Source organism: Pseudomonas sp. GZD-222, from assembly GCF_049310525.1.
Taxonomy (GTDB): domain Bacteria; phylum Pseudomonadota; class Gammaproteobacteria; order Pseudomonadales; family Pseudomonadaceae; genus Aquipseudomonas.
On the sequence record NZ_JBMOWO010000114.1, the window covers coordinates 52,259 to 73,578 of the forward strand.

At 60.1% G+C, this 21,320-nt stretch carries 16 protein-coding genes; 7 read left to right on the forward strand and 9 right to left on the reverse strand.

What is annotated here, in order from left to right; translation table 11 throughout:
- Positions 1–151: 151 nt before the first annotated feature.
- From gshA to ACO6VD_RS21520, 3 genes are all read left to right on the forward strand, one after another.
- Positions 152–1,738, forward strand: coding sequence for a glutamate--cysteine ligase (gene gshA / locus ACO6VD_RS21510; protein WP_422421961.1), 1,587 nt, complete (start codon positions 152–154; stop codon positions 1,736–1,738).
- A 1-nt stretch (position 1,739) separates the two neighbouring features.
- The gene (locus ACO6VD_RS21515; protein WP_422421962.1) at positions 1,740–2,375 is read left to right on the forward strand and encodes a TetR/AcrR family transcriptional regulator; all 636 of its coding nucleotides are present in this window, start codon (positions 1,740–1,742) and stop codon (positions 2,373–2,375) included.
- Positions 2,376–2,462: 87 nt separating this feature from the next.
- Complete coding sequence (locus ACO6VD_RS21520; protein WP_422421963.1) at positions 2,463–7,952, forward strand: hypothetical protein; 5,490 nt, start codon at positions 2,463–2,465, stop codon at positions 7,950–7,952.
- A 46-nt stretch (positions 7,953–7,998) separates the two neighbouring features.
- Here ACO6VD_RS21520 and ACO6VD_RS21525 read toward each other — a convergent pair whose 3' ends face one another.
- From ACO6VD_RS21525 to ACO6VD_RS21560, 8 genes are all read right to left on the reverse strand, one after another.
- On the reverse strand, positions 7,999–8,214 hold the full coding sequence (locus ACO6VD_RS21525; RefSeq protein ID WP_010221227.1) for a TOBE domain-containing protein: 216 nt from the start codon (positions 8,212–8,214) through the stop codon (positions 7,999–8,001).
- 18 nt (positions 8,215–8,232) lie between these two features.
- Complete coding sequence (ssuB, locus tag ACO6VD_RS21530) at positions 8,233–9,045, reverse strand: aliphatic sulfonates ABC transporter ATP-binding protein (protein WP_422421966.1); 813 nt, start codon at positions 9,043–9,045, stop codon at positions 8,233–8,235.
- Positions 9,042–9,836: an aliphatic sulfonate ABC transporter permease SsuC gene (ssuC, locus tag ACO6VD_RS21535; RefSeq protein WP_422421968.1), complete on the reverse strand. Its 795-nt coding sequence runs from the start codon at positions 9,834–9,836 to the stop codon at positions 9,042–9,044. Before ssuC ends, ssuB begins: the two co-directional genes overlap by 4 nt.
- A 10-nt stretch (positions 9,837–9,846) precedes the next feature.
- Entirely contained in the window at positions 9,847–10,995 is a 1,149-nt protein-coding gene (gene ssuD / locus ACO6VD_RS21540) for an FMNH2-dependent alkanesulfonate monooxygenase (protein ID WP_400170366.1), read from the reverse strand.
- A 59-nt stretch (positions 10,996–11,054) separates the two neighbouring features.
- Entirely contained in the window at positions 11,055–12,020 is a 966-nt protein-coding gene (locus ACO6VD_RS21545; RefSeq protein ID WP_422421970.1) for a sulfonate ABC transporter substrate-binding protein, read from the reverse strand.
- 94 nt (positions 12,021–12,114) lie between these two features.
- The gene (gene ssuE / locus ACO6VD_RS21550; RefSeq protein WP_400170368.1) at positions 12,115–12,708 is read right to left on the reverse strand and encodes an NADPH-dependent FMN reductase; all 594 of its coding nucleotides are present in this window, start codon (positions 12,706–12,708) and stop codon (positions 12,115–12,117) included.
- Between the two features lie 200 nt (positions 12,709–12,908).
- Positions 12,909–13,547: a peroxiredoxin gene (locus ACO6VD_RS21555; protein WP_038605590.1), complete on the reverse strand. Its 639-nt coding sequence runs from the start codon at positions 13,545–13,547 to the stop codon at positions 12,909–12,911.
- A gap of 159 nt (positions 13,548–13,706) precedes the next feature.
- Positions 13,707–15,068: an OprD family porin gene (locus ACO6VD_RS21560; protein WP_422421972.1), complete on the reverse strand. Its 1,362-nt coding sequence runs from the start codon at positions 15,066–15,068 to the stop codon at positions 13,707–13,709.
- A 542-nt stretch (positions 15,069–15,610) separates the two neighbouring features.
- Here ACO6VD_RS21560 and tauA point away from each other — a divergent pair.
- The 4 genes from tauA to tauD are packed head-to-tail and all read left to right on the forward strand — an operon-like array spanning position 15,611 to position 19,084.
- Positions 15,611–16,588 (forward strand): taurine ABC transporter substrate-binding protein, encoded by a 978-nt coding sequence (gene tauA / locus ACO6VD_RS21565; protein WP_422421973.1) that lies wholly within the window; start codon positions 15,611–15,613, stop codon positions 16,586–16,588.
- A gap of 12 nt (positions 16,589–16,600) precedes the next feature.
- Complete coding sequence (gene tauB, locus ACO6VD_RS21570; RefSeq protein WP_422421975.1) at positions 16,601–17,395, forward strand: taurine ABC transporter ATP-binding subunit; 795 nt, start codon at positions 16,601–16,603, stop codon at positions 17,393–17,395.
- Positions 17,392–18,231, forward strand: a complete 840-nt coding sequence (gene tauC / locus ACO6VD_RS21575; protein WP_422421977.1) for a taurine ABC transporter permease TauC — start codon at positions 17,392–17,394, stop codon at positions 18,229–18,231. Before tauB ends, tauC begins: the two co-directional genes overlap by 4 nt.
- A gap of 19 nt (positions 18,232–18,250) precedes the next feature.
- On the forward strand, positions 18,251–19,084 hold the full coding sequence (gene tauD / locus ACO6VD_RS21580; RefSeq protein WP_422421979.1) for a taurine dioxygenase: 834 nt from the start codon (positions 18,251–18,253) through the stop codon (positions 19,082–19,084).
- A 75-nt stretch (positions 19,085–19,159) separates the two neighbouring features.
- Here the strand turns inward: tauD and betT are convergent, their stop codons facing one another.
- Entirely contained in the window at positions 19,160–21,160 is a 2,001-nt protein-coding gene (gene betT, locus ACO6VD_RS21585) for a choline transporter BetT (protein WP_422421980.1), read from the reverse strand.
- Positions 21,161–21,320 lie beyond the last annotated feature (160 nt).

Consider the following 21,320-nt stretch of genomic DNA (forward strand, 5'->3'; position numbering starts at 1 on the left):
GCAAGCAGCCAAACTGCGATACTTTCGGCAGAGCGCAGGCACTGCCGAAAGCCGGCCAAAACCAGGCGACAACGCCAGTTCCTCTGTCCACCCTTGTAGACCGTCATTTCCACCCCCATATTGGGGCGACTGACGCGTGAAGGAATCCATCTTGAGCGAACTTCTCAACCGCCGCCTGAGCCTGCTCGGCCAAGGCGACAACCTCTCCCTGCTCAAGCAGTGCCTGCACGGCATCGAGCGCGAATGCTTGCGTGTGACCGAGGAAGGTCGCCTGGCACAAACCCCGCATCCCGAGGCTCTAGGCGCGGCGTTGACCCACGAGCAGATCACCACGGACTACTCGGAGTCGCTGCTGGAGTTCATCACCCCAGCCCTGGCCGACCCTGCGCAGACCCTCGAAAGCCTGGAGAACATCCACCGCTTCGCCTACACCCAGCTGGGCAGCGAGTACCTGTGGAGCCCGTCGATGCCTTGCCCGCTACCGGCCGAGGAAGACATTCCGATCGCCTGGTACGGCAGCTCCAACATCGGTCAGCTCAAGTATGTCTACCGCAAGGGTCTGGCCCTGCGCTACGGCCGCACCATGCAGTGCATCGCCGGGATTCACTACAATTTCTCGCTGCCAGAGAAACTCTGGCCGCTGTTGCGCGCCGCCGAAGGCAGCAACCTCGATGACCGCGCTTATCAGTCGGCGGCCTACATCGCCCTGATCCGTAACTTCCGTCGCTACAGCTGGTTGCTGATGTACCTGTTCGGCGCTTCGCCGGCGCTGGATGCCGGTTTCCTGCGCGGTCGCCCCCATCAGCTCGAACAGTTCGACGCCGATACCCTCTATCTGCCCTACGCCACCAGCCTGCGCATGAGCGACCTGGGTTACCAGAGCAATGCCCAGGCTGGCCTGACGCCCTGCTACAACGATCTGAACAGCTACACCGACAGCCTGCGCAAGGCCGTCGCCACCCCGTATGCGCCTTACGTGGAAATCGGCACACACAAGGATGGCGAGTGGGTACAGCTCAATACCAACATCCTGCAGATCGAAAACGAGTACTACTCCAACATCCGCCCCAAGCGCGTGACCTACAGCGGCGAGCGGCCGATCCAGGCCCTGATGGCCCGCGGCATTCAGTATGTTGAAGTGCGCTGCCTGGACATCAACCCGTTCCTGCCGACCGGCATCGACCTGAGCGAGGCGCGCTTCCTCGACGCCTTCCTGTTGTTCTGTGCCCTGGAAGACAGCCCGCTGCTGGGCTACCTGGAGTGTGGCAACTGCACCGGCAACTTCCTCAGCGTGGTCAAGGAAGGTCGCCGCCCGGGCCTGGTGCTGCAACGCCATGGCAAACCAGTTGAACTCAAGGAATGGGCGAGTGAACTGCTCGAACGTATCGCGCCACTGGCGGCACTGCTTGATCGCAGCCAAGGCAGCGACGAGCATGGCAAAGCCCTGGAACTGCAGAAGGCCAAGGTCAGCGATCCGTCCCTGACCCCATCGGCACAGGTGCTGGCGAGCATGACTGAGCACAAGCAAAGCTTCAGCCGTTTCGCCCTGCGCCAGAGTCAGGCCCATGCCGAGTTCTTCCGCGCCCAGGCGCTGCCAGCAGCAGAGCAACAGCGCTTCGAAGCAGCGGCACGCGAGTCTCTCGAGGCCCAGGCCAAACTTGAGCGTGAAGAGGACAAGGCCGACTTCGACCTGTTCGTCAGCGCCTATCAGGCCAGCATTCTAGCGATCAGCAACTGACATGAGCCGTACCGTCTCCCCGCGCAAACCCCGCGCCGCCAGCCAGGCGCGGATCGACTCGATCCTCGAAGCGGCGCGTACCTTGCTGGCCAGCGAAGGCGTGGCCAGCCTGTCGATCTACAGTGTCGCCGAGCGCGCGCAAATCCCGCCGTCCTCGGTGTACCACTTTTTCGCCAGTGTCCCGGCCCTGCTCGAAGCCCTCACCGCCGATGTGCATCGCGCCTTCCGGGCGTGCCTGGCGGCGCCGATTGACGCCGCAGCGCTGAACACCTGGCATGACCTGTCGCGGCTGGTCGAGCAGCGCATGCTGAGCATCTACAACCAGGATGCGGCCGCCCGCCAGTTGATCCTCGCCCAGCATGGCCTGAGCGAAGTGACCCAGGCCGACCGTCAACACGACATCGAACTGGGCGACCTGATGCACAAGCTGTTCGCCCAGCACTTCCAGTTGCCGGTACTACCGGAAGACGTCGATGTGTTTGCCCTGGCCATGGAGCTGGGTGATCGGGTGTATGCCCGCTCGGTGCAACTGCATGGGCAGATTACGCCGCGCATGGCCGAGGAAGGCATGCGCGTGTTTGATGCGTATCTGAGTTTGTATCTGCCGCCCTATCTAGCCAAACGAAGCACTTGCTGACCTAGCAACATATACCGCATGTGTTCATGAGTTGACCGCTGAAATGAGAGCCCACTTCAAGGGCTCAGCCTTTCAGAGATCATGATCATGACGGAAAACCTCTCTCCTGCCGATGATACTTCCTACGTCGACATCGGCGACACCGCAGTCCCCCTCACTATTCCCGCGGACGCCTGGATAACCGCGGGGCGCGGTAACGCTCTGCTCAAGGCCGACCAACAGCGTCGGCAATCAGTGCAAGCGTTGCAGCCCGTACTGGATCAGGCCCCTTGTCTACGCGCGACATTGCGAAATCACCTGCAAAAGTCGTTGCAAATCGATCCCGACGCGTGCGGCCTGTATGCTGGCGACAGTCAGGTGACGCTACTGAGTTTCGCCGCCCGCGTACTCTCCAGCGCGGTATTTGCCAATCCATTTGCCGAATGGTCAACCTGGGGGCTGGCGAGCGATTCGATGTACGCTGCCTGGACAGGCCGAGACTGGGTACAGGCACTCAATCCAATACTTGTCCCATTGCTTGCCGATAGCCGTTCCGCTTACTGGGACACGCGCATGCCAGGTCATGCGGTATCGCGCCGGACCTATACGGAACAAGGCTTGAAAGAGCATTTCCAGCGCACAGTAGAGCTCAATTACGGACTCGACCGTATCAACGTACAAGCCTCGCAGCTCGGTCAACTGGATAACAGCAGCCACTATGCACAGCTGCTCTGGAACCACCCGGGCGCCACTGCCGAGTTATGTCCGACAGCATTACTGGTCAAGCCCCAGACCGACGACGCACCGTGGCTGCTCTATAGACCCGACGCCAACAATCCCATCCGTTCGTTCCAGAGCCAGTCGGCGCTGCTGCGCTGGTCGCACAAGCATCGCCAACTGCTCTGGCCAAACCCGGCGACGCCGCTTGAAAGCGAAAGTGATAGTACCTTGATCGCCGTCCGGGACCTGTCCGCTGATGGCTTTGTCGGTCTTCTGGACGCCATCCTGAAAGACAATGAACGTCTGACCGGGGCATACCTCCTGGAAGCGGCTCAGGAAAGTGCGACCGATCCGCTGGACTGGTCGCTAATAGAAACCTGGGAAGCGAAGCGGGGCGTACAGCTGAAGGAGACATTGCACGAGAAGCTCAAAGAGTCGTTGGACCTGCTGGTCAGCGCGGACGAATCGCTGGCAGCTGAGGAAATTCACTTCGACTCGCTCAACGAGCGCCTGCCATTGGGGTGGTGCAAACAAAGGATCGAGCGGCAGGAGCAGCTCCTGATTGACCATTTAGGCGGTGAGACCGAACCAGCAGCGGAAAAAATGAAGGAACTGCGCAAGCGTCAGTCGCAGTTGGACAAGGAAGATGACACGCTGCAGAAGCTGCTGGCCGATCTTCCCGATACCCTGGATGCGGAAACCTGGGGGCAGACATACGGCGAAACCAGTCGTTTCGAACAACTCAGCCAGCATTTCTCCCAGGAATTGTTACTGGAAGCCCGCTTCCAACATCTGCTCGGTGATCTGTCAGCGGCTCGCCTGGCGTGGGTCGAGCATATCGTCGAAAGGCCCGCGCCGAGCCTGCAACGTCCGGTCGTGGCGAGTGCACTGAAGCTGGTCATTGGCGAGCGGTCCTGGGCGCTGACTGGGTACCTGGCCCTGCGGGCAGCGATCAGTGATGACAGCGAAGAACCTGACAGCGCATGGCTGCTGCACAAATCTGGTCATGACGGCGGGCTTATCGTGTTCACCGATGAGACACAACTGACCACAGCCCTGCTCAAGACACTCTATGGTGCCTGGCCAGAAACCCTGCTCGAAAGCGCTTGGCCTCAGGACACAGATGAACTGCTCAAACGCCTGGGCGAGACAACCGAGGTGCCCTCCATCGTCATGGCACCAATCACCACGCATGTCTTTGATTACCTGACACAGACACAACTTGCGCTGCTCACCAGCACGCCCTCTTCTGCGCTGGAAACGTTGCGCCAGAAGCTGGGCATCAGCACTAACATGGCGAGGGTTCAAGCCTTCGAACGGCTTGCAGAAAAGAACCGTACCGCCCACATCCACACACACCTGCAATCATTTGCCCGCCTGGACGATGCCCAGCGAGCAGCATTGGCCACAGAACTCGAGGCGTTTCGCGCGAGCATGCTGCTTTCCAATAAGCTCCTGGCGCGGGACCTGCCTGAGCGCGGCCAGTTTGCACGCAACAAGCTGCATGAGCGTTTGCGTAAGTCTTTCTCCGTGCCCACGCTACCGAGCATCACCCTTGATATCGCGGATCGCACTTACAAGACTAGAGTTGCCTTACCCGAGTCTGGCTTCGCCAATGCACACAAAGAAGTCGTAGCCTTCAGCCAGGAACGTAGCAATGTCCCCCTGGAGAAATTCCTGTTATGGGCACTGGATGATGATCTGACCTTGCGCCTGGGCAACGCCCGGATCCTGTTCGACGCCACCGCGCCTGCTGATATGCGTGAGAAGATCAATCTCACCTTCGTCGCCAATCTGGTGAAAGAGCTGGACCTGGCCGGAGCCTACGAACAGCAGATACTCAGTGCCTTCAAAGGACAGGCGGATGAGACGGCTTGGGAAGCACAATTGCGCCAGGAAATCCACAGCTCACCGTTCGAACATCAGCTGTCGATTATCAATCTGGGCAGATCGGTTGACCTGGACCTGGAAGGCCAGCAGTTGCTCGAACGTTTCTGCCGGGAACAACAGGATCACACCCTGACCCGAACCACCAGCTACCGTACGCTGGAATTGATTCCCGGCGTCGCGGCGGATGGTTCGAGCAACAGGGTTGACCTGTCCGGCGTCTTCGTTCTGCAGGCTACGACCGGCCCCACCCTCCTGCTGCTGCCCGACGCTCCCAATGGGAAAGTCATCAGCCAGCACAACAATGCTGAGGATGCTTGTCGTGCTCTGGAAGAAATGGCCGTCTCCGAGCCAATGCGCAGCTACCTTGCCGGCCGGCCCCTGGAAGGCGATGCAAGCGAGCACCTCAGTTATATCAACACTGCGGTATTGCAGCAGTACTCAGGTTTCATCGGCCTCGGGTCATTGCGCCAGGAGTCGTTGGCGCTGCTTCAGGCCAGTTTGCATATGGGACGATTGATTCTGGAGAATCGGGCATCGTCTCGCAGCCAGAGCGATTTGTTCCTCGAACAGGAAGCCATCCGTCACGGCCGAGTGTACGACTACATCAAAATGGCTTTGGGTCTGGTGCCGTTGGTTGGTACTGCCATCGCCCTGTTCGATGGATGGAACGCTGCCAACGCGAGCGTGGAGGCCTTCCTGCGGGGAGATTCCGGCGAAGGAATCGAACACCTGAACAGTGTGTTCCTGTCGCTGGTAGACGCCCTCCTTGATCTGACACCTGCCTCTCTGGTGCCCAACAGCAACGCCGTGGCACGCACAAGCACTCGCCAGCGCCCGATGGGCTTGCGGCGCATCACGGTGACACGCCGCAAACACCCGGAACCGTTCGTCGGCTATGCCTCCGAGGCACCTGCAGGCCGTTGGGTGGATCATCCGGCAGACTATGGCGCGGGTGTACTTCGACATCCCGAAACCCACTCGGATTACATCGTGCACCAGGGACAGTACTACCAGGTCGAGTGGGACGAAACCTACCGTACCTGGCGGCTCAAAGGCACCCATGCGCGGACTTACAAGCAACCCGTGAGGCTCAGCGAAGCGGGCGTTTGGGCATCTCATGGCAGCTTGAGTGGGCAGATCATCGACAATGGCCTGGCTGGCGGGGGTAATTATCTGGGCACCTTGTACAACCAAGGCTGGCAAACCTTGCGTGGCTACCTGAGACCCGAGCCCGCGCTCATGTCGCCGGTGGATGTAGTGAGCAGTATCGCTGCGGAGCGTCGGATCCAGAGTACCCGGAGCTTGGAAAAACTAAGTGCATTGAACAAGGCGCAGGGCTATGGGCCTGATGGCCCAGTAGGAACACCCGCTGACCACGCGACCATCAAACGGACACTGCAAGAAGCCTCGGAGCAACTCCAGGAGTTTTTAACCTTCCATGAGCAGAGCCTGGACCGTCTACGCACGATCCGCCCGCACCTGCGCCCCGAGGACTACCGAAACATGAGTCAGGGCCTGGCTTTCGGTCTTGGCAGGAACCACCCGACGCTGATTTCTCTACGCCAATCACAAGTGCACAAGTCGTTCAGCGAACTGACTCGACTCCACCGGATGATGGAAGAAGCCCCCGGCAACCCGTTGAACCATCTCAAATTGCTGCAAAACGCACATAGGGAACTGGCCGCTACCCTGGAGCGACTGGAGGCGGAGATCCGCCGCATCAACCCTGTACGTAATCGGCTGCACAAAGACAACCTGACGACCTACGAGCAACACATCGCCGACCTCGACATCTCACAAGATCCCCACCACTACCGGGTGGTGCGGTTATCGTTCCTGGCTGCCGGTATCTTCAAGGCACCGACAGCGGACAGCTATGACTTCCTGCTGATGTTGCGCAGAGTGGAGGGGGAGACTCAGGAGTTGCGTAATGCCTTGTTCAGCCACGGCGATCTAGCCGCAGCCGGGCTCAGCCGCGCCGAGTCGCACCGTTTCCTGCTGCAACTCAAGCAGCGCTATCAACGCTTCGTCAACCACATGCTCAGCTGGCAGGACACTTTTCCTGACCTTATTACAACCGAGACAACCCGGCAGACACGGCAAGAACTAGCCAGTTTGATCAACGAGATCAACGGCGCGCTTTCTGCCACCGCGCCGGTCAAGAAACCTGTCGGCAACCGTGGCCCCAGCAGGCCACGCCTGTTTGAAACCGTCGACCAGCAGTTGCTGATCGGTCACGAGATCAGTGTGAATGGTCAAGCAGCAATGGTCGTCAAGCGCATGGTGAACAGTGAAGTACATGCCACTTTTACCCGTGCCCCGGACGGCAATTGGCAATCGGCTCTATCAACACCTGCAGTCCCTTCCGCCGCGCTCCAGTCACTGGTAGCCACAGCGAACAAACGGCTGGCAGATGTTCCCGCGCAGCGCGCCAAACTACTGCAGTACAAAGGGCTGAACATGCTGCCTGCCGACTTGCAGGACCTGGCGCATGGCTATGCTGCCACGCTGCGGGATTTGGCGCAGGATATCACTCACAAAACCGGGAACGACCTCACCGATGCCCAGAAAACCTTGGTCCAGCACCTTGAACAGGCAGTCGCTGAGCTGGGTAGTTTTGGCCGGCAGCTACGCATCGAGCAGATAAAGGCCAACCAGCAGCCCACCGTCGGACACCTGCAATACCTGCATGCCGAGAAGCAGGTAAGGATCCATTGGTCACGAACACTGGAACCGGCCAAGAACAAACAGGGCAGAGCGATCGAGTACCTGGAGGAGTACCGTATAGACGACATTTCAAGCAATACCCCGCTCTGGTACGCTCACTTTCACTTCAAGCAGAAACCGGGCAGAGGCTTTCCGCGCCTGGAGGCAGGCCACCTGAAACTGGCAAGTGAGGTGAACCTGGGTATCGGCGCATGGCGAGGTCCCATAACTGAAAGCCAGGCCAACGCATTGTTCGAAGGTTTGCGCCCGCACGACGCCTGAACTGAACGATCACGCCCTGGCCAGCGCATGGCCAGGGCGTTGGTCATTACAACTTGGCGATAGACACTTCAGTCGACTTCACAAAGGCAATCACTTCACTGCCAATGGTCAGCTCCAGCTCGCGCACGGAGCGGGTGGTGATCACCGAGGTGACGATACCCGACGCGGTCTGCACGTCGATTTCCGACAGTACCGGGCCTTCGAGGATTTCCTTCACGGTGCCTTTGAACTGGTTACGTACGTTGATCGCTTTGATGGTCATCGGTTTGCTTCCTTCAGGTCAGTGAGCCCAACGCAGTTGCGTCGGCAAAGGTGCTACGGGTTCCGGCTCGGGCGGTGCACCCGGCACCGAGAGCACGCGGTTGAGAACTTCGGTTTCCAGCGCCGCCAGGCGATGGGAGCCGCGCACACGGGGGCGTGGCAGGTCGACGATCAGGTCCAGGCCCACTTCACCGTCTTCGATGAGAATCACCCGGTCGGCGACCGCAACCGCTTCGCTGACATCATGGGTCACCAACAGAACGGTAAAGCCATGCTGGCGCCACAGCCGTTCGATCAGCTGCTGCATTTCGATTCGGGTCAGGGCATCCAGCGCACCGAGCGGTTCGTCGAGCAGCAACAGGCGCGGCTGGTGGATCAGGGCACGGGCCAGGGCCACACGCTGCTTTTGTCCGCCAGACAGTGCTGCCGGCCACTCATTGGCACGTTCGGCCAGGCCGACGGCCTCCAGGGCTTGCAGCGCCTGTGGCCGCCAGTTACCCGACAAGCCCAGGCCGACGTTGTCGATCACCTTCTTCCAGGGCAGCAGACGCGCCTCCTGGAACATCAGCCGGGTATCTTCACGGGCCTCGCTCAACGCTGCCGAACCGGCCAACAGTTCGCCGCCGCTGGGCTGGTCGAGGCCGGCGAGCAAGCGCAACAGGGTGCTTTTGCCACAACCGCTACGCCCGACGATGGCAACGAACTGCCCGGCAGGAATGTGCAGGTCGATGTCGCGCAGCACCTGGCGCTGGCCAAAGGTTTTCTGCAGGTTGTTGGCCGCCAGCGGTATGCCGCGCAACAGCCGTGCCGGTGGTTCTTTGAGGATGGTCATGCGCCCTCTCCCCGCGTCGGTTGATAAGCCGGATGCCAGCGCAGCCAGACCCGCTCCAGGCCCCGCGCGGCCAGGTCGGCAAGCTTGCCGAGCACGGCGTAGAGCACAATCGCCAGGACCACGACATCGGTCTGCAGGAACTCGCGGGCGTTCATCGCCAGGTAGCCGATACCGGCGTTGGCCGAAATGGTTTCGGCAACGATAAGAGTCAGCCACATGAAGCCCAGGGCGAAACGCACACCGACCAGGATCGAAGGCAAGGCCCCCGGCAAAATCACCTGGCGAAACAGCTCGAAGCCAGACAAGCCATAGCTGCGCGCCATTTCCACCAGCGCCGGATCGACGTTGCGGATGCCGTGGTAGGTATTGAGGTAAATCGGGAACAGGGTGCCCAGGGCCACCAGGAAAATCTTCGCCGACTCATCGATGCCAAACCACAGAATGACCAACGGGATCAGCGCCAGGTGCGGCACGTTGCGGATCATCTGCACCGAACTGTCGAGCAGGCGTTCGCCCCATTTCGACAGACCGGTGATAAAGCCCAGGGCCAGGCCGATCGCACCGCCGATCAGAAAGCCAAGCGCGGCGCGCCAGCCACTGATCGCCAGATGGGTCCAGATTTCACCGCTGCGCACCAGCTCGACACCGGCGCTGAACACAGCGCTCGGTGCCGGCAGGATGCGCGTCGACAGCCAGCCAACGCTGACTGCCAGTTGCCAGACCGCCAACAGCAGCAGCGGTAGCGCCCAGGGCGCCAGGCGCTGCGGCCAGGGAGTGGATACACGACTCATGGCGATATCCTCAGCGCTGCGCTGCGGACTTTGGCAGGATGTCGTTGGCGACCATCTCGCCGAACGGGCTCACGTAACCCGCGCTTTTCGGCAGCTCAGGGCGCTCCACATCCAGGTGCGGGAAGAGCAATTCAGCAACCCGGTACGACTCTTCAAGGTGTGGATAGCCGGAGAAGATGAAGGTATCGATGCCCAGTGCGGCATATTCCTTGACCCGTTCGGCCACGGTCGGGCCATCGCCCACCAGTGCCGTACCGGCACCGCCACGCACCAGACCGACGCCGGCCCAGAGATTGGGGCTGACTTCCAGGTTGTCGCGGTTGCCGCCGTGCAGTGCGGCCATGCGTTGCTGGCCGACCGAATCAAAGCGCGCCAGCGATGCCTGGGCGCGGGCAATGGTGTCGTCGTCCAGGTGCGAAATCAGCCGCTCGGCAGCCTGCCAGGCTTCAGCGTTGGTCTCACGCACAATGACGTGCAGACGAATGCCGAAGCGCACGGTACGACCCTGCTTGGCGGCCTTGGCGCGGACTTGCTCGATTTTTTCGGCAACGGCCGCCGGTGGCTCACCCCAGGTCAGGTACAGCTCGACCTGTTCGGCAGCAAGATCCTGAGCCGCTTCGGAGGAGCCACCAAAGTACAGTGGCGGACGTGGCTGCTGGATCGGCGGATAGAGCAGCTTGGCGCCTTTGACCTGAATATGCTGACCGTCGTAATCGACGGTTTCGCCTTCCAGCACCCGGCGCCAGATGCGGGTGAATTCCACTGAAGCCTGGTAGCGCTCTTCATGGCTGAGGAACAGGCCGTCACCCGAGAGCTCTTCCGGATCACCACCGGTGACCAGGTTGAACAAGGCACGGCCGCCGGACAGACGATCCAGGGTTGCGGCCTGACGTGCTGCCACGGTCGGCGAGATGATGCCCGGGCGCAGGGCGACCAGGAATTTCAAACGCTGGGTCACCGGAATCAGCGACGCGGCGACCAGCCAGGAGTCCTCGCAGGAGCGCCCGGTCGGGATCAACACACCACCAAAACCCAGGCGGTCGGCAGCCTGGGCGACCTGCTGCAAATAACCGTGATCGACTGCTCGCGCACCCTCGGAGGTGCCCAGGTAGTGGCCGTCGCCGTGGGTAGGAAGAAACCAGAAAACGTTGAGGCTCATTGGAGTTGTCTCCTAAGGGGAACGCAAGCCGGGACCAGGTCCCGGCACGGGCGAATCAATCAAGGCGCGGTAGCGACCTTGGCCGGGGGAGTCCAGATCACATCCTTGATGCTCAGCGGCTTGGGAATCAGCTTGAGCGAGTGGAAGGTATCGGCGATTTTCTGCTGGGCGCTGACCACGTCAGGGGTCAGGAAGTGCGCGCCATAGCCCTGGCGCTTGACCGACGTCAGAGTGATGTCGGCCGGCAGGCCAAGCAGCGGTGCGACCTGGTCGGTGACTTCCTGCGGGTTGGCCTTGGACCACTCGCCTACGGCGCGTACTTCCTCGACCAGCGCGTTGATCACTTCTGGGTGCTTTTGCGCATAAGGCTTGGTAGCCAGGTAGAACTGGTGGTTGTCGACGATGCCTTTGCCGTCACGCAGCGTGCGTGCTTGCAGCTGCTGCTCGGCGGCCGCCTGATAAGGGTCCCAGATCACCCAGGCATCGACACTGCCACGCTCGAACGCGGCGCGGGCATCGGCCGGAGGCAGGAATACCGGCTGGATATCGGTGTATTTAAGGCCGGCGTCTTCCAGGGCGCGTACCAGCAGGTAGTGCACGTTGGAGCCTTTGTTCAGCGCAACTTTCTTGCCCTTGAGTTCCTTGACCGACTGGATCGAAGAACCTTTGGGCACCAGGATCGCTTCGCTGTGTGGTGCAGGCGGCTCGTACGCCACATACAGCAGGTCAGCACCCGCCGCCTGGGCGAACACCGGTGGGGTTTCGCCAGTGACACCGAAATCGATTGAGCCGACATTCAGGCCTTCCAGCAGCTGCGGGCCACCGGGGAACTCCGTCCATTGCACCTGTATGCCCTGGGCCGCCAGACGCTTCTCCAGCGAGCCCTTGGCCTTGAGCAGCACCAGAGTGCCGTATTTCTGATAACCGATACGCAGGCTTTCAGCCTGAGCTTGAGTAATGGCGCCGAAGGACACAGCCGCAGCAAACAGAGCGACCAGACCACGACGCAAAATGACAGTGCGCATAGCGCTCTCCTTTTGCTGTTGGGGTTCAGGCTGCACCTGCTTGCCCGTTGGCGGGCGAGTAAGGTGGGAACTACAGAAAATCGGGTGGTGCGGCTCAGATGCTCCAGCGAGCGCTGAGCAAACGCTCATTCAGGACACCGGGCGCGACCGGTTTCGGTCGGCGTGCCAGGGCACTGTGAAACAGTTCAAGCGATTCGTTCAGACGCTGCTCCAGGACCGGTGCCAGGTGCGCAGCAGCATTGCCTTCGCCGTAAGTGATCTGGCTGTCGTCAGCGAAGATCCCCTGCAGGGTTTCCTGGGCCTTGAGCGCCGACAATACCGGCTTGAGTGCGTAATCCACTGCCAGCATATGGGCGATGCTGCCGCCAGTGGCGATGGGCAGTACCACCTTGTGGCTCAAGGCGCGTTCTGGCAGCAGGTCGAGCAGGGTTTTCAGTGCACCGGCAAACGACGCCTTGTACACCGGGGTTGCCACCACCAGGCCGTCGGCTTGCTCTACCAATTGCAGAAAGTGCTGCACTCTGGGGCTGTCGAAACGGGCATGGAGCAGATCTTCGGCCGGAAAGTCCCGCACCTGGAAGGTCACCACTTCAACGCCCTGGCTCTGCAACCACTGGCGGCTGCGCTCGAGCAGCACGCCGGAGCGCGAACGTAAACTGGGACTACCACCGAGAGAAACAACCAGCATTGGAGCGCATCCTTGATCGTGTTCTAGAGGGCCGCGAGTTTGAGTTCTCGCTGGAATGCAGAGACCTTAACAGCTCGACACATATATCTATAAATCATATTTTTTCATTTGTTTATTCCTTTACGAGCTATACGTTTTTCAACGACCCCCAATAAAAAAGGGCCGTCGAAACGGCCCAAAATCCCTGCTATGGCTAAAGATCAGCGGTTGGGTTGCGGGGTCAGGCGCAGGTACGGCTTGACCGCTCGGTAACCCTTCGGAAAGCGTTGCTTGATTTCATCTTCGTCTTTGAGCGATGGCACGATCACCACCTCGTCACCGTCCTGCCAGTTGGCCGGCGTGGCGACCTTGTGGTTGTCGGTCAGTTGCAACGAGTCGATCACCCGCAGAATCTCGTGAAAATTGCGCCCGGTACTGGCCGGATAGGTAATGGTCAGGCGGATCTTCTTGTTCGGGTCGATAACAAACAAGGAACGCACTGTCAGGGTATCGCTGGCGTTGGGATGAATCAGGTCGTAGAGGTCGGACACCTTGCGATCGGCATCGGCCAGGATCGGGAAGTTGACAATGGTGTTCTGGGTTTCGTTGATGTCTTCGATCCAGCGGTGATGGGAGTCCACCGGGTCCACCGACAGGGCAATGGCCTTGACCCCACGTTCGGCGAACTGTTCCTTGAGCTTGGCGGTGAAGCCCAGCTCGGTGGTGCATACCGGGGTGAAGTCGGCCGGGTGCGAGAACAGCACGCCCCAGCTGTTGCCCAGCCATTCATGGAAGCGAATCTTGCCTTCGCTGGATTCCTGTTCGAAGTCGGGGGCGATGTCGCCGAGTCTGAGGCTCATGGTGCGGCTCCTTGGCTGGGTTCGTTATGGGGTTACTGTGCCTGCATCGGAATAAAAACAAAAAGAATAAATATTGATTTATTTATAACTTTTTTAACTATCAATTGGCAGGCAAAAAAAAGCCTCGCATTGAGCGAGGCTTCTTCGTTTCAACCGGACTTACATGAAGCTGTAAGTGTAGTTGAAGATCAGACGGGTCTGGTCCATGTCATCGCCAGCTTCGCCGCTACCACGGTACACACCATGACGCAGGCTGGCGCCCAGGCCTTTGAGGGTACCTTCTTGGATCACGTAGTCGATGCGCGCATCGCGCTCCCACTCGTTGTAGGAGCCGTTACCGCTCTTGTTACGGATGTCATCGCCACGAAGGTATGCAATCGAAGTCTTCAGACCTGGCACACCCAATCGAGCGAAGTCGTAGGAGTACTGACCGAAAGTAGTGTTCTCACCCGCACGAGCAAACTGGTTAATCATGCTATCAGTGAACAGATAGAAGCTAGCTCCACCGGCGCCTTCCGAGGAAGAGTTACGACCATCGGTGCGAACGTTGCCCTGATTCAGCCAAACAAAACCACCATCATCACCGATCTGTTGATGACCGAGCATCAGCGCGTGGCCACCGAGAGTGTAAGTGAACATGGCGCTCCAGGTCTTGTTGTCGACCTCGCCGGCGTTCTTGGCATAACCGCCGTTGTTGCTGAAGGCATAACCCTCTTCACCATTCTTACCATCGCCACTGCTGTCAAAGTAACGCAGATCGGTCTTGAACGATTGGTCTTCAGCGATAGGCAGAACGTGTACCAGGCCCAAGAAGTGCTGCTTGTAATAGTCTTCCAGGTTCGAGTAGTAGTACTGCAGAGTCAGGTCTTTGGTGACCTTCCAGTCACCACCGGCGAACTGGAACTTGTTGCTGTCGCGATAGCCACGGTTGGTACCGGAAGTGGCGCCAGCAATGGAAAGACCAGTACGGTTGCTCGACGCACGACCCATAGCGTGAGTCAGCTGGCCGGCATTCAGAGTCAGGTTATCGATTTCTTTCGACTGAATGGTGCCGCCTTCAAAGGTTTGTGGCAGCAGACGACCGTCGTTGGAAACCAGGATTGGCAGGTTAGGTGCCAACGCGCTACCGAAGTGAGCTTCGGTTTTGGAGAAGCGAGCCTTGGCGTTAGCGCCAAAGCGACCCCACTGGCTTACAGCCGAACCATCAGTGTCACTTGGGAAGAAGCTGCTGTTGTCTGGATGGTGGCCTTTACCGCCATCCAAATGAATCCCCCACAACGCTTGCGCGTCAATACCAAAACCCACGGTACCTTCGGTGAAACCCGAGATGTAGTCGAGTTTGAAGCCTTGGCCAGATTCACGGTTGTCCGCGTTCTTGCCATGAGCATCACGGTTGTCGTTGTCGAAATACATGGTCCGCGAACTGAGCGACAGCTTGCTGTCTTCAACGAAACCCGCGGCATTCGCCTGCTGGGCCAGAACCCCTACGGCCACGGCAAATGCCAATGTGGACTTGTGCATGTTTTGCTCCTCTCATTTCTAATTCTTGTGTGTCGCTTACGGCAGGATCTGTTGTCCTGCTCGACGTCGATTGGCGATTAGCACCAAAGCGTGACCGTCAAGTCAATCGTAACTATTCATTTCACTACTTTGGTCTAATGCGCCAGCCATGGCGGTCAAGGATAATGACAATCCTATAATTCCAAAAAGACTATTTTCGTAATTTTTCAGATTATTACGGAATATAGACCTAAATTTTCTCCGCTGCCGTTATCGGCACACCTGCTAATTCCTAAAGGGTATTTGAAAGCGTTTCTTTAGATCGCTTGGCTTTGTCGTCACTCTCCCCCAACGACAAGGCCCCCTTCACGGCCAGACTCCCATCATTTCGTGTTCTGCTGACCCTGGCCTTGACCATCGTCACGTTCGCAGAGCTCGTCAGCCCCCTGCGCTTACAGCAAATGGCTCCTAAGCTAATTCTAAAAAGTTATTTATTTTAAGTTTCTTAGATCATCTAGTCTTTGGCCACACAACACCGACATCCGCCTGAGAAGGAGTTCACCATGACCCTGCATGCTCCGCTGCGCCTGTTTGCCGCCCTGACCCTGGCTGGCGCCAGCTGGTTCGCTCAGGCGGCTGACCTGACCGTTGCCTACCAAACCACCGTGGATCCGGCGAAAGTCGCCCAGGTCGACGGCGACTATGAAAAAGCCAGCAAGGCCAGCATCGACTGGCGCAAGTTTGACAGTGGCGCCGACGTGATCACTGCCGTGGCCTCCGGCGACGTGCAGATCGGCTACCTCGGCTCCAGCCCCCTGGCCGCCGCTGCCACCCGCAAGCTGCCAGTGGAAACCTTCCTGATCGCCACCCAGATCGGTGCTGCCGAAGCCCTGGTGGCCCGCGAGGGTGCCGGGATCAACTCGCCCCAGGACCTGATCGGCAAGAAAATCGCCGTGCCCTTCGTTTCAACCGGCCATTACAGCCTGCTGGCCGCACTTAAACAGTGGAACATCGACCCGGCCAAGGTGCAGATCCTCAACCTCGCACCACCGGCAATCATTGCCGCCTGGAAACGAGGTGACATTGACGCTACTTACGTCTGGGACCCGGCCCTGGGTGTAGCCAAGGAAAACGGCAAGGTGCTGATCACTTCCGGCGAACTGGCCGAGAAAGGCGCGCCGACCTTCGATGCCTGGATCGTACGCAAGGACTTTGCCGCCAAGCACCCTGAAATCGTCAAGGCATTCGCCAAAGTCACCCTGGATGCCTACGCCGACTACCGCAAGGATCCACAAGCCTGGCTGGCCAACCAGAGCAACGTCGACAAACTGGTCAAGCTCTCCGGCGCCAAGGCGTCCGACATCCCCGCCTTGCTGAAAGGCAACGTGTTCCCGCTGGCCGCAGACCAGGTCGCCGCGCTCGGCGCACCGACCACCCAGGCCATCACCGACACCGCCACCTTCCTCAAGGAACAGGGCAAGGTCGATGCCGTACTGCCGGACTACGCGCCGTACGTCAGCGCCAAGTTCATCGCCAACTGATCGGAGCTTGTCATGGCATTGCTTGAGCTGGAGCGCATCAGCGCACAGTACCCCGGCGCAGCCGAACCGGTGCTGGCCGACATCAACCTGAGCCTGGGCCCACAGCAGTTGCTGGTGGCCCTCGGCCCTTCGGGCAGCGGCAAGACCTCGCTGCTCAACCTGATCGCCGGATTCGTAACGCCCAGCGCCGGGCGCATCACCCTCGACGGTGTTCCGGTACAAGGGCCCGGCGCTGAGCGCGGTGTAGTGTTCCAGGACGATGCCTTGCTGCCCTGGCAGGATGTGCTGGCCAACGTCGCCTTCGGCCTGGAGCTGGCCGGTGTGCCGCGCGCCGAGCGTGAACGCAAGGCCCGCGAGATGCTCGCTCTGGTCGACCTGGCCGACTTCGGCACACGGCGCATCTGGCAATTGTCCGGCGGCCAGAAGCAGCGCGTGGGCCTGGCTCGCGCACTGGCCGCCGATCCGCGCGTGTTGCTGATGGATGAGCCGTTCGGTGCCCTCGATGCCTTTACCCGTGAACAGATGCAGGAGCTGCTTCTGCAAGTCTGGAAGCGCACTGCCAAACCGGTGTTCCTGATTACCCACGACATCGAAGAAGCGGTGTTCCTCGCTACCGATCTGATCCTGCTGGCACCCAATCCGGGGCAGATCGTCGAGCGCCTGCAACTGGACTTCGGTCAGCGTTATGCCGCTGGAGAATCGGCCCGGGCGATCAAGTCCGACCCACGTTTTATCGAAACCCGCGAGCACGTGCTCAGCCGGGTGTTCTCTCAACGCAGCGCCGCCGTGCGGCAGGAGTTCGCATGAGCAGCCTGGAAGTGCCGGTTGCGGCCAAACGCAGCAGCCCGTCAACGCCGGCAGTGAAGATCCGCCGCAGCCTGAGCACCCGCTGGATCAGCGGCCTGACCCTGGCCAGCCTGCTGTTGCTGTGGTGGGCGGTGACCGCCGCTGAGTGGATCGAGCCGTTGTTTCTACCGTCCCCTGAAGCGGTGCTGGCCAAGGCCTGGTTGCTGCTGACCCAGGGTTATATGGAATCGACGCTGTGGCAGCATCTGGGCGCAAGCCTTGGGCGTATCGGACTGGCACTCGGCGCGGCGATTGCCACGGCGATTCCGATCGGCATTGCCATCGGCCATAACCGTATCGCCCGCGGCATCCTTGATCCGCTGATCGAGTTCTACCGCCCTATCCCACCCCTGGCCTACCTGCCGCTGATCGTGATCTGGTGTGGCATCGGCGAGTTGTCGAAGGTGCTGCTGATTTACCTGGCGATCTTCGCTCCGATCGCCATCGCGACGGCCACCGGTGTGCGCACGGTCGACCCGACCAAGCTGCGTGCCGCGCAATCGCTGGGTGCCACGCGGGCGCAACTGATCCGCCACGTCATCCTGCCCAGCGCCCTGCCCGAGATCCTTACCGGTGTACGCATCGGCCTCGGGGTGGGGTGGTCGACCCTGGTCGCCGCCGAACTGATCGCCGCCACCAGCGGCCTGGGCTTCATGGTTCAGTCAGCCGCGCAGTTTCTGGTAACCGATGTGGTGGTGCTGGGCATCCTGGTGATCGCACTGATTGCCTTCGCCCTGGAAATGGGGCTGCGCGCCCTGCAGCGTAAATTGGTGCCCTGGCACGGCCAGAGTCATTGAAGACAAGTCGAGAATAACCATGAGCCTGACCATTACTCCGCTGAGCACTGCACTCGGCGCACAGATCAGCGGCATAGACCTCAGCCACGCGATCAATGACGAACAACGCGACACCATTGAACAGGCCCTGCTCAAACACCAGGTGCTGTTCTTCCGTGACCAGCCGATCAACCCGCAGCAGCAGGCCGCTTTCGCTGCGCGCTTTGGCGATCTGCATATCCACCCGATCTACCCCAATGTGCCAGAGACCCCGCAGGTGCTGGTGCTCGATACCGCCGTGACCGATGTGCGCGACAACGCCATCTGGCACACCGACGTGACCTTCCTGCCGACCCCGGCATTGGGCGCGGTACTCAGCGCCAAGCAGCTGCCAGCCTATGGCGGCGATACCTTGTGGGCCAGCGGCATCGCTGCCTTCGAGGCCTTGTCGGCACCGCTCAAGCAACTGCTCGACGGCCTGACTGCCACCCACGACTTCACCAAGTCGTTCCCGCTGGAGCGCTTCGGCACCACGCCCGAAGACCTGCAACGCTGGGAAGCGACGCGGCGCAACAACCCGCCGCTGTCGCACCCGGTGATCCGCACCCACCCGGTGAGCGGGCGCAAGTCGCTGTTCGTCAATGAAGGTTTCACCACGAAGATCAATGAGCTGAACGAAGCGGAAAGCGAGGCGATCCTGAAATTGCTGTTTGCCCATGCCACGCGGCCGGAGTTCACCATCCGCTGGCGCTGGCAGGAGAATGACGTGGCCTTCTGGGACAACCGCGTGACCCAGCATTACGCCGTGGATGACTACCGGCCACAACGGCGGGTGATGCACCGGGCGACGATTCTGGGGGATGCACCATTTTGATGGTTTTCGCGGGGCAAGCCCGCTCCCACAGGGGGCATGTTGCCTCTGTGGGAGCGGGCTTGCCCCGCGATGCGCTTAACGCACCAGATGCAAGAACTGCATATGCCGTTCGTACTGGTCGAGGATGTCGTTGATGATCTGTTCCTTGCTGTAGCCCACCAGGTCATAGTCCTGGCTGCCTTCGCTCAGATGCACCTCGGCCCGGTAGTAGCGGCGGTTCTTCAACTCCTGGGTACCCAGCCCGCCCAAGGCGAATGATGGTGTGAAGTAACCACGCATCTGCACCTGATAGATGAAGGGCTGCTCCTCGCCATGACCAATCTTCAGACTGACGTTGTCATGGCTCGGGTCTTCCTGGGTAATGACGTTCAGGCCCTTCTCGACGAACACCTCGGTCACCTCGGCAATCGCCGGGCGCACCACGTCATCCATGAACCGGTAGACCTCATCGCGCGACGGGAAATGCACCGCCTGGCTCAGACGCTGACGCCAGCCACCACGGCCACGCCGCGAGTTGGCGAACGGCGCGAGAGAATGCATCTGCGCAATCTGACGCTGCGACTCCAGGTAGAACGCCTTGTGCAGGCCCCACATCATGGCCAGCAGAATCACCGAGAACGGCAACGAGGTCAGTACCACCGCCGATTTCAGTGAGTCGATGCTGCCGGCGAACAACAGGCCGATGGTCACCAGGGCCGTCATTGCGCCCCAGAACACCCGCAACCAGTTCGGTCCGTCTTCGTCTGCGTTACCGCCACGGGCGGACAAGGTCGACAGGACCACGGTGCCGGAATCGGCCGAGGTGACGAAGAAGACAAAGCTGATGAACACCGTGACCGCGATGACCGCCTTGCTCCAGGGGTAGGTTTCCAGCAGCAGGTAGAGGGTCATCGACGGGTTGTCGATCGCGGACTGCCCTAGCGCCGTCATGCCGTGATCAAGCACCTGGGACATTGCGCTGTTGCCGAAGATCGACATCCACGCCAGGGTGAAACCCAGCGGGATCAGCAGCACGCCGAAGACGAACTCACGGATGGTCCGGCCACGGGAGATCCGCGCAATGAACAGCCCGACAAAGGGCGCCCAGGCAATCCACCAGGCCCAGTAGAACACGGTCCAGCCACCCAGCCAGTCTCTGGCTTCGTTGTAGGCATAGACGTCGAAACTCTTTCTCGGCAGTGCGCCAAGGTAGTCACCGAGGTTCTGGATCAGGGTATTGAACAAGTGCTGGGTAGGCCCGGCGAACAGCACAAACAGCAGCAACGCACAGGCGAGGAACATGTTGATGTCGGACATCACCCGCACACCCTTCTCGACTCCGGCCACGGCAACCGCCACCGCCGCGCCCATCATCAGGGTGATCAGCGCCACCTGCACCCATTGGGTATGCGGAACGCCGAACAGATAATCCAGGCCCGAGTTCAGGTGCAGTACACCAAAGCCCATGTCGGCACCCAGGCCAAACACCGTGGCGATGATGCCGAAACCATCCACCGCATAGCCGATGGGGCCGTTGATGCGTTTGCCGATCAGCGGATAAAGCGCTGAGCGCAACGCCAGCGGCAGGTTATGACGATAGGCGAAATAGGCCAGGGCCATACCGACGAAGGCGAACACCCCCCAACCGTGCAGGCCCCAATGCAGGAACAGCAACTGCATGGCCTGGCGCCCGGCCTCGACCGTTCCGGCTTCACCCTGCGGTGGCTGGAGCATATGCGTCAGCGGTTCGGAGACGCAGAAGAAGAACAAGGTGATGCTGATACCGGCGGCGAACAACATGCCGGCCCAAGACAAATAGCTGAACTCGGGTTCGTCGTGGTCGGCACCGAGCTTGATCTTGCCGTAGCCGGACAAGGCGGTGACCACCACGAAGACCAGGTACAGCGTCATCGCCAGCATGTAATACCAGCCGACCGTATTGGCCGCCCAGTTCTGTGCCGCCAGCAACCATTCACCGGCCGCTTGCGGATTACTGATGACCACCAGTGCGAAAATGAGGATAAAACTCGCCGCGAAATAGAAAACCGGCGGATTCATGCGGATCTTGCCGCTGGATGTAGGACTCGGTGCACCCATTAAACGTGCACCTCGAGATGAGGGGAAAGGCTTGGATTGAACGGGTTCAGCAAAGGGATTCCTCCTGTTGAACGCCGGCAGCGGACCACCGTTTTAACTTGAACAAGCGTTCAAGTTAAACATGGATGGGGTCCGCAATGCGACCCAATGCCGCAATCCA

What these genes read in the sequence shown, in the direction of transcription:
- ACO6VD_RS21515 (WP_422421962.1), top strand. Translation starts at nt 1,740, where the DNA reads ATGAGCCGTACCGTCTCCCCGCGCAAACCCCGCGCCGCCAGCCAGGCG.
- ACO6VD_RS21520 (WP_422421963.1), top strand. Translation starts at nt 2,463, where the DNA reads ATGACGGAAAACCTCTCTCCTGCCGATGATACTTCCTACGTCGACATC.
- ACO6VD_RS21525 (WP_010221227.1), bottom strand. Translation starts at nt 8,214, where the DNA reads ATGACCATCAAAGCGATCAACGTACGTAACCAGTTCAAAGGCACCGTG.
- ssuB (WP_422421966.1), bottom strand. Translation starts at nt 9,045, where the DNA reads ATGACCATCCTCAAAGAACCACCGGCACGGCTGTTGCGCGGCATACCG.
- ssuC (WP_422421968.1), bottom strand. Translation starts at nt 9,836, where the DNA reads ATGAGTCGTGTATCCACTCCCTGGCCGCAGCGCCTGGCGCCCTGGGCG.
- ssuD (WP_400170366.1), bottom strand. Translation starts at nt 10,995, where the DNA reads ATGAGCCTCAACGTTTTCTGGTTTCTTCCTACCCACGGCGACGGCCAC.
- ACO6VD_RS21545 (WP_422421970.1), bottom strand. Translation starts at nt 12,020, where the DNA reads ATGCGCACTGTCATTTTGCGTCGTGGTCTGGTCGCTCTGTTTGCTGCG.
- ssuE (WP_400170368.1), bottom strand. Translation starts at nt 12,708, where the DNA reads ATGCTGGTTGTTTCTCTCGGTGGTAGTCCCAGTTTACGTTCGCGCTCC.
- ACO6VD_RS21555 (WP_038605590.1), bottom strand. Translation starts at nt 13,547, where the DNA reads ATGAGCCTCAGACTCGGCGACATCGCCCCCGACTTCGAACAGGAATCC.
- ACO6VD_RS21560 (WP_422421972.1), bottom strand. Translation starts at nt 15,068, where the DNA reads ATGCACAAGTCCACATTGGCATTTGCCGTGGCCGTAGGGGTTCTGGCC.
- tauA (WP_422421973.1), top strand. Translation starts at nt 15,611, where the DNA reads ATGACCCTGCATGCTCCGCTGCGCCTGTTTGCCGCCCTGACCCTGGCT.
- tauB (WP_422421975.1), top strand. Translation starts at nt 16,601, where the DNA reads ATGGCATTGCTTGAGCTGGAGCGCATCAGCGCACAGTACCCCGGCGCA.
- tauC (WP_422421977.1), top strand. Translation starts at nt 17,392, where the DNA reads ATGAGCAGCCTGGAAGTGCCGGTTGCGGCCAAACGCAGCAGCCCGTCA.
- tauD (WP_422421979.1), top strand. Translation starts at nt 18,251, where the DNA reads ATGAGCCTGACCATTACTCCGCTGAGCACTGCACTCGGCGCACAGATC.
- betT (WP_422421980.1), bottom strand. Translation starts at nt 21,160, where the DNA reads ATGGGTGCACCGAGTCCTACATCCAGCGGCAAGATCCGCATGAATCCG.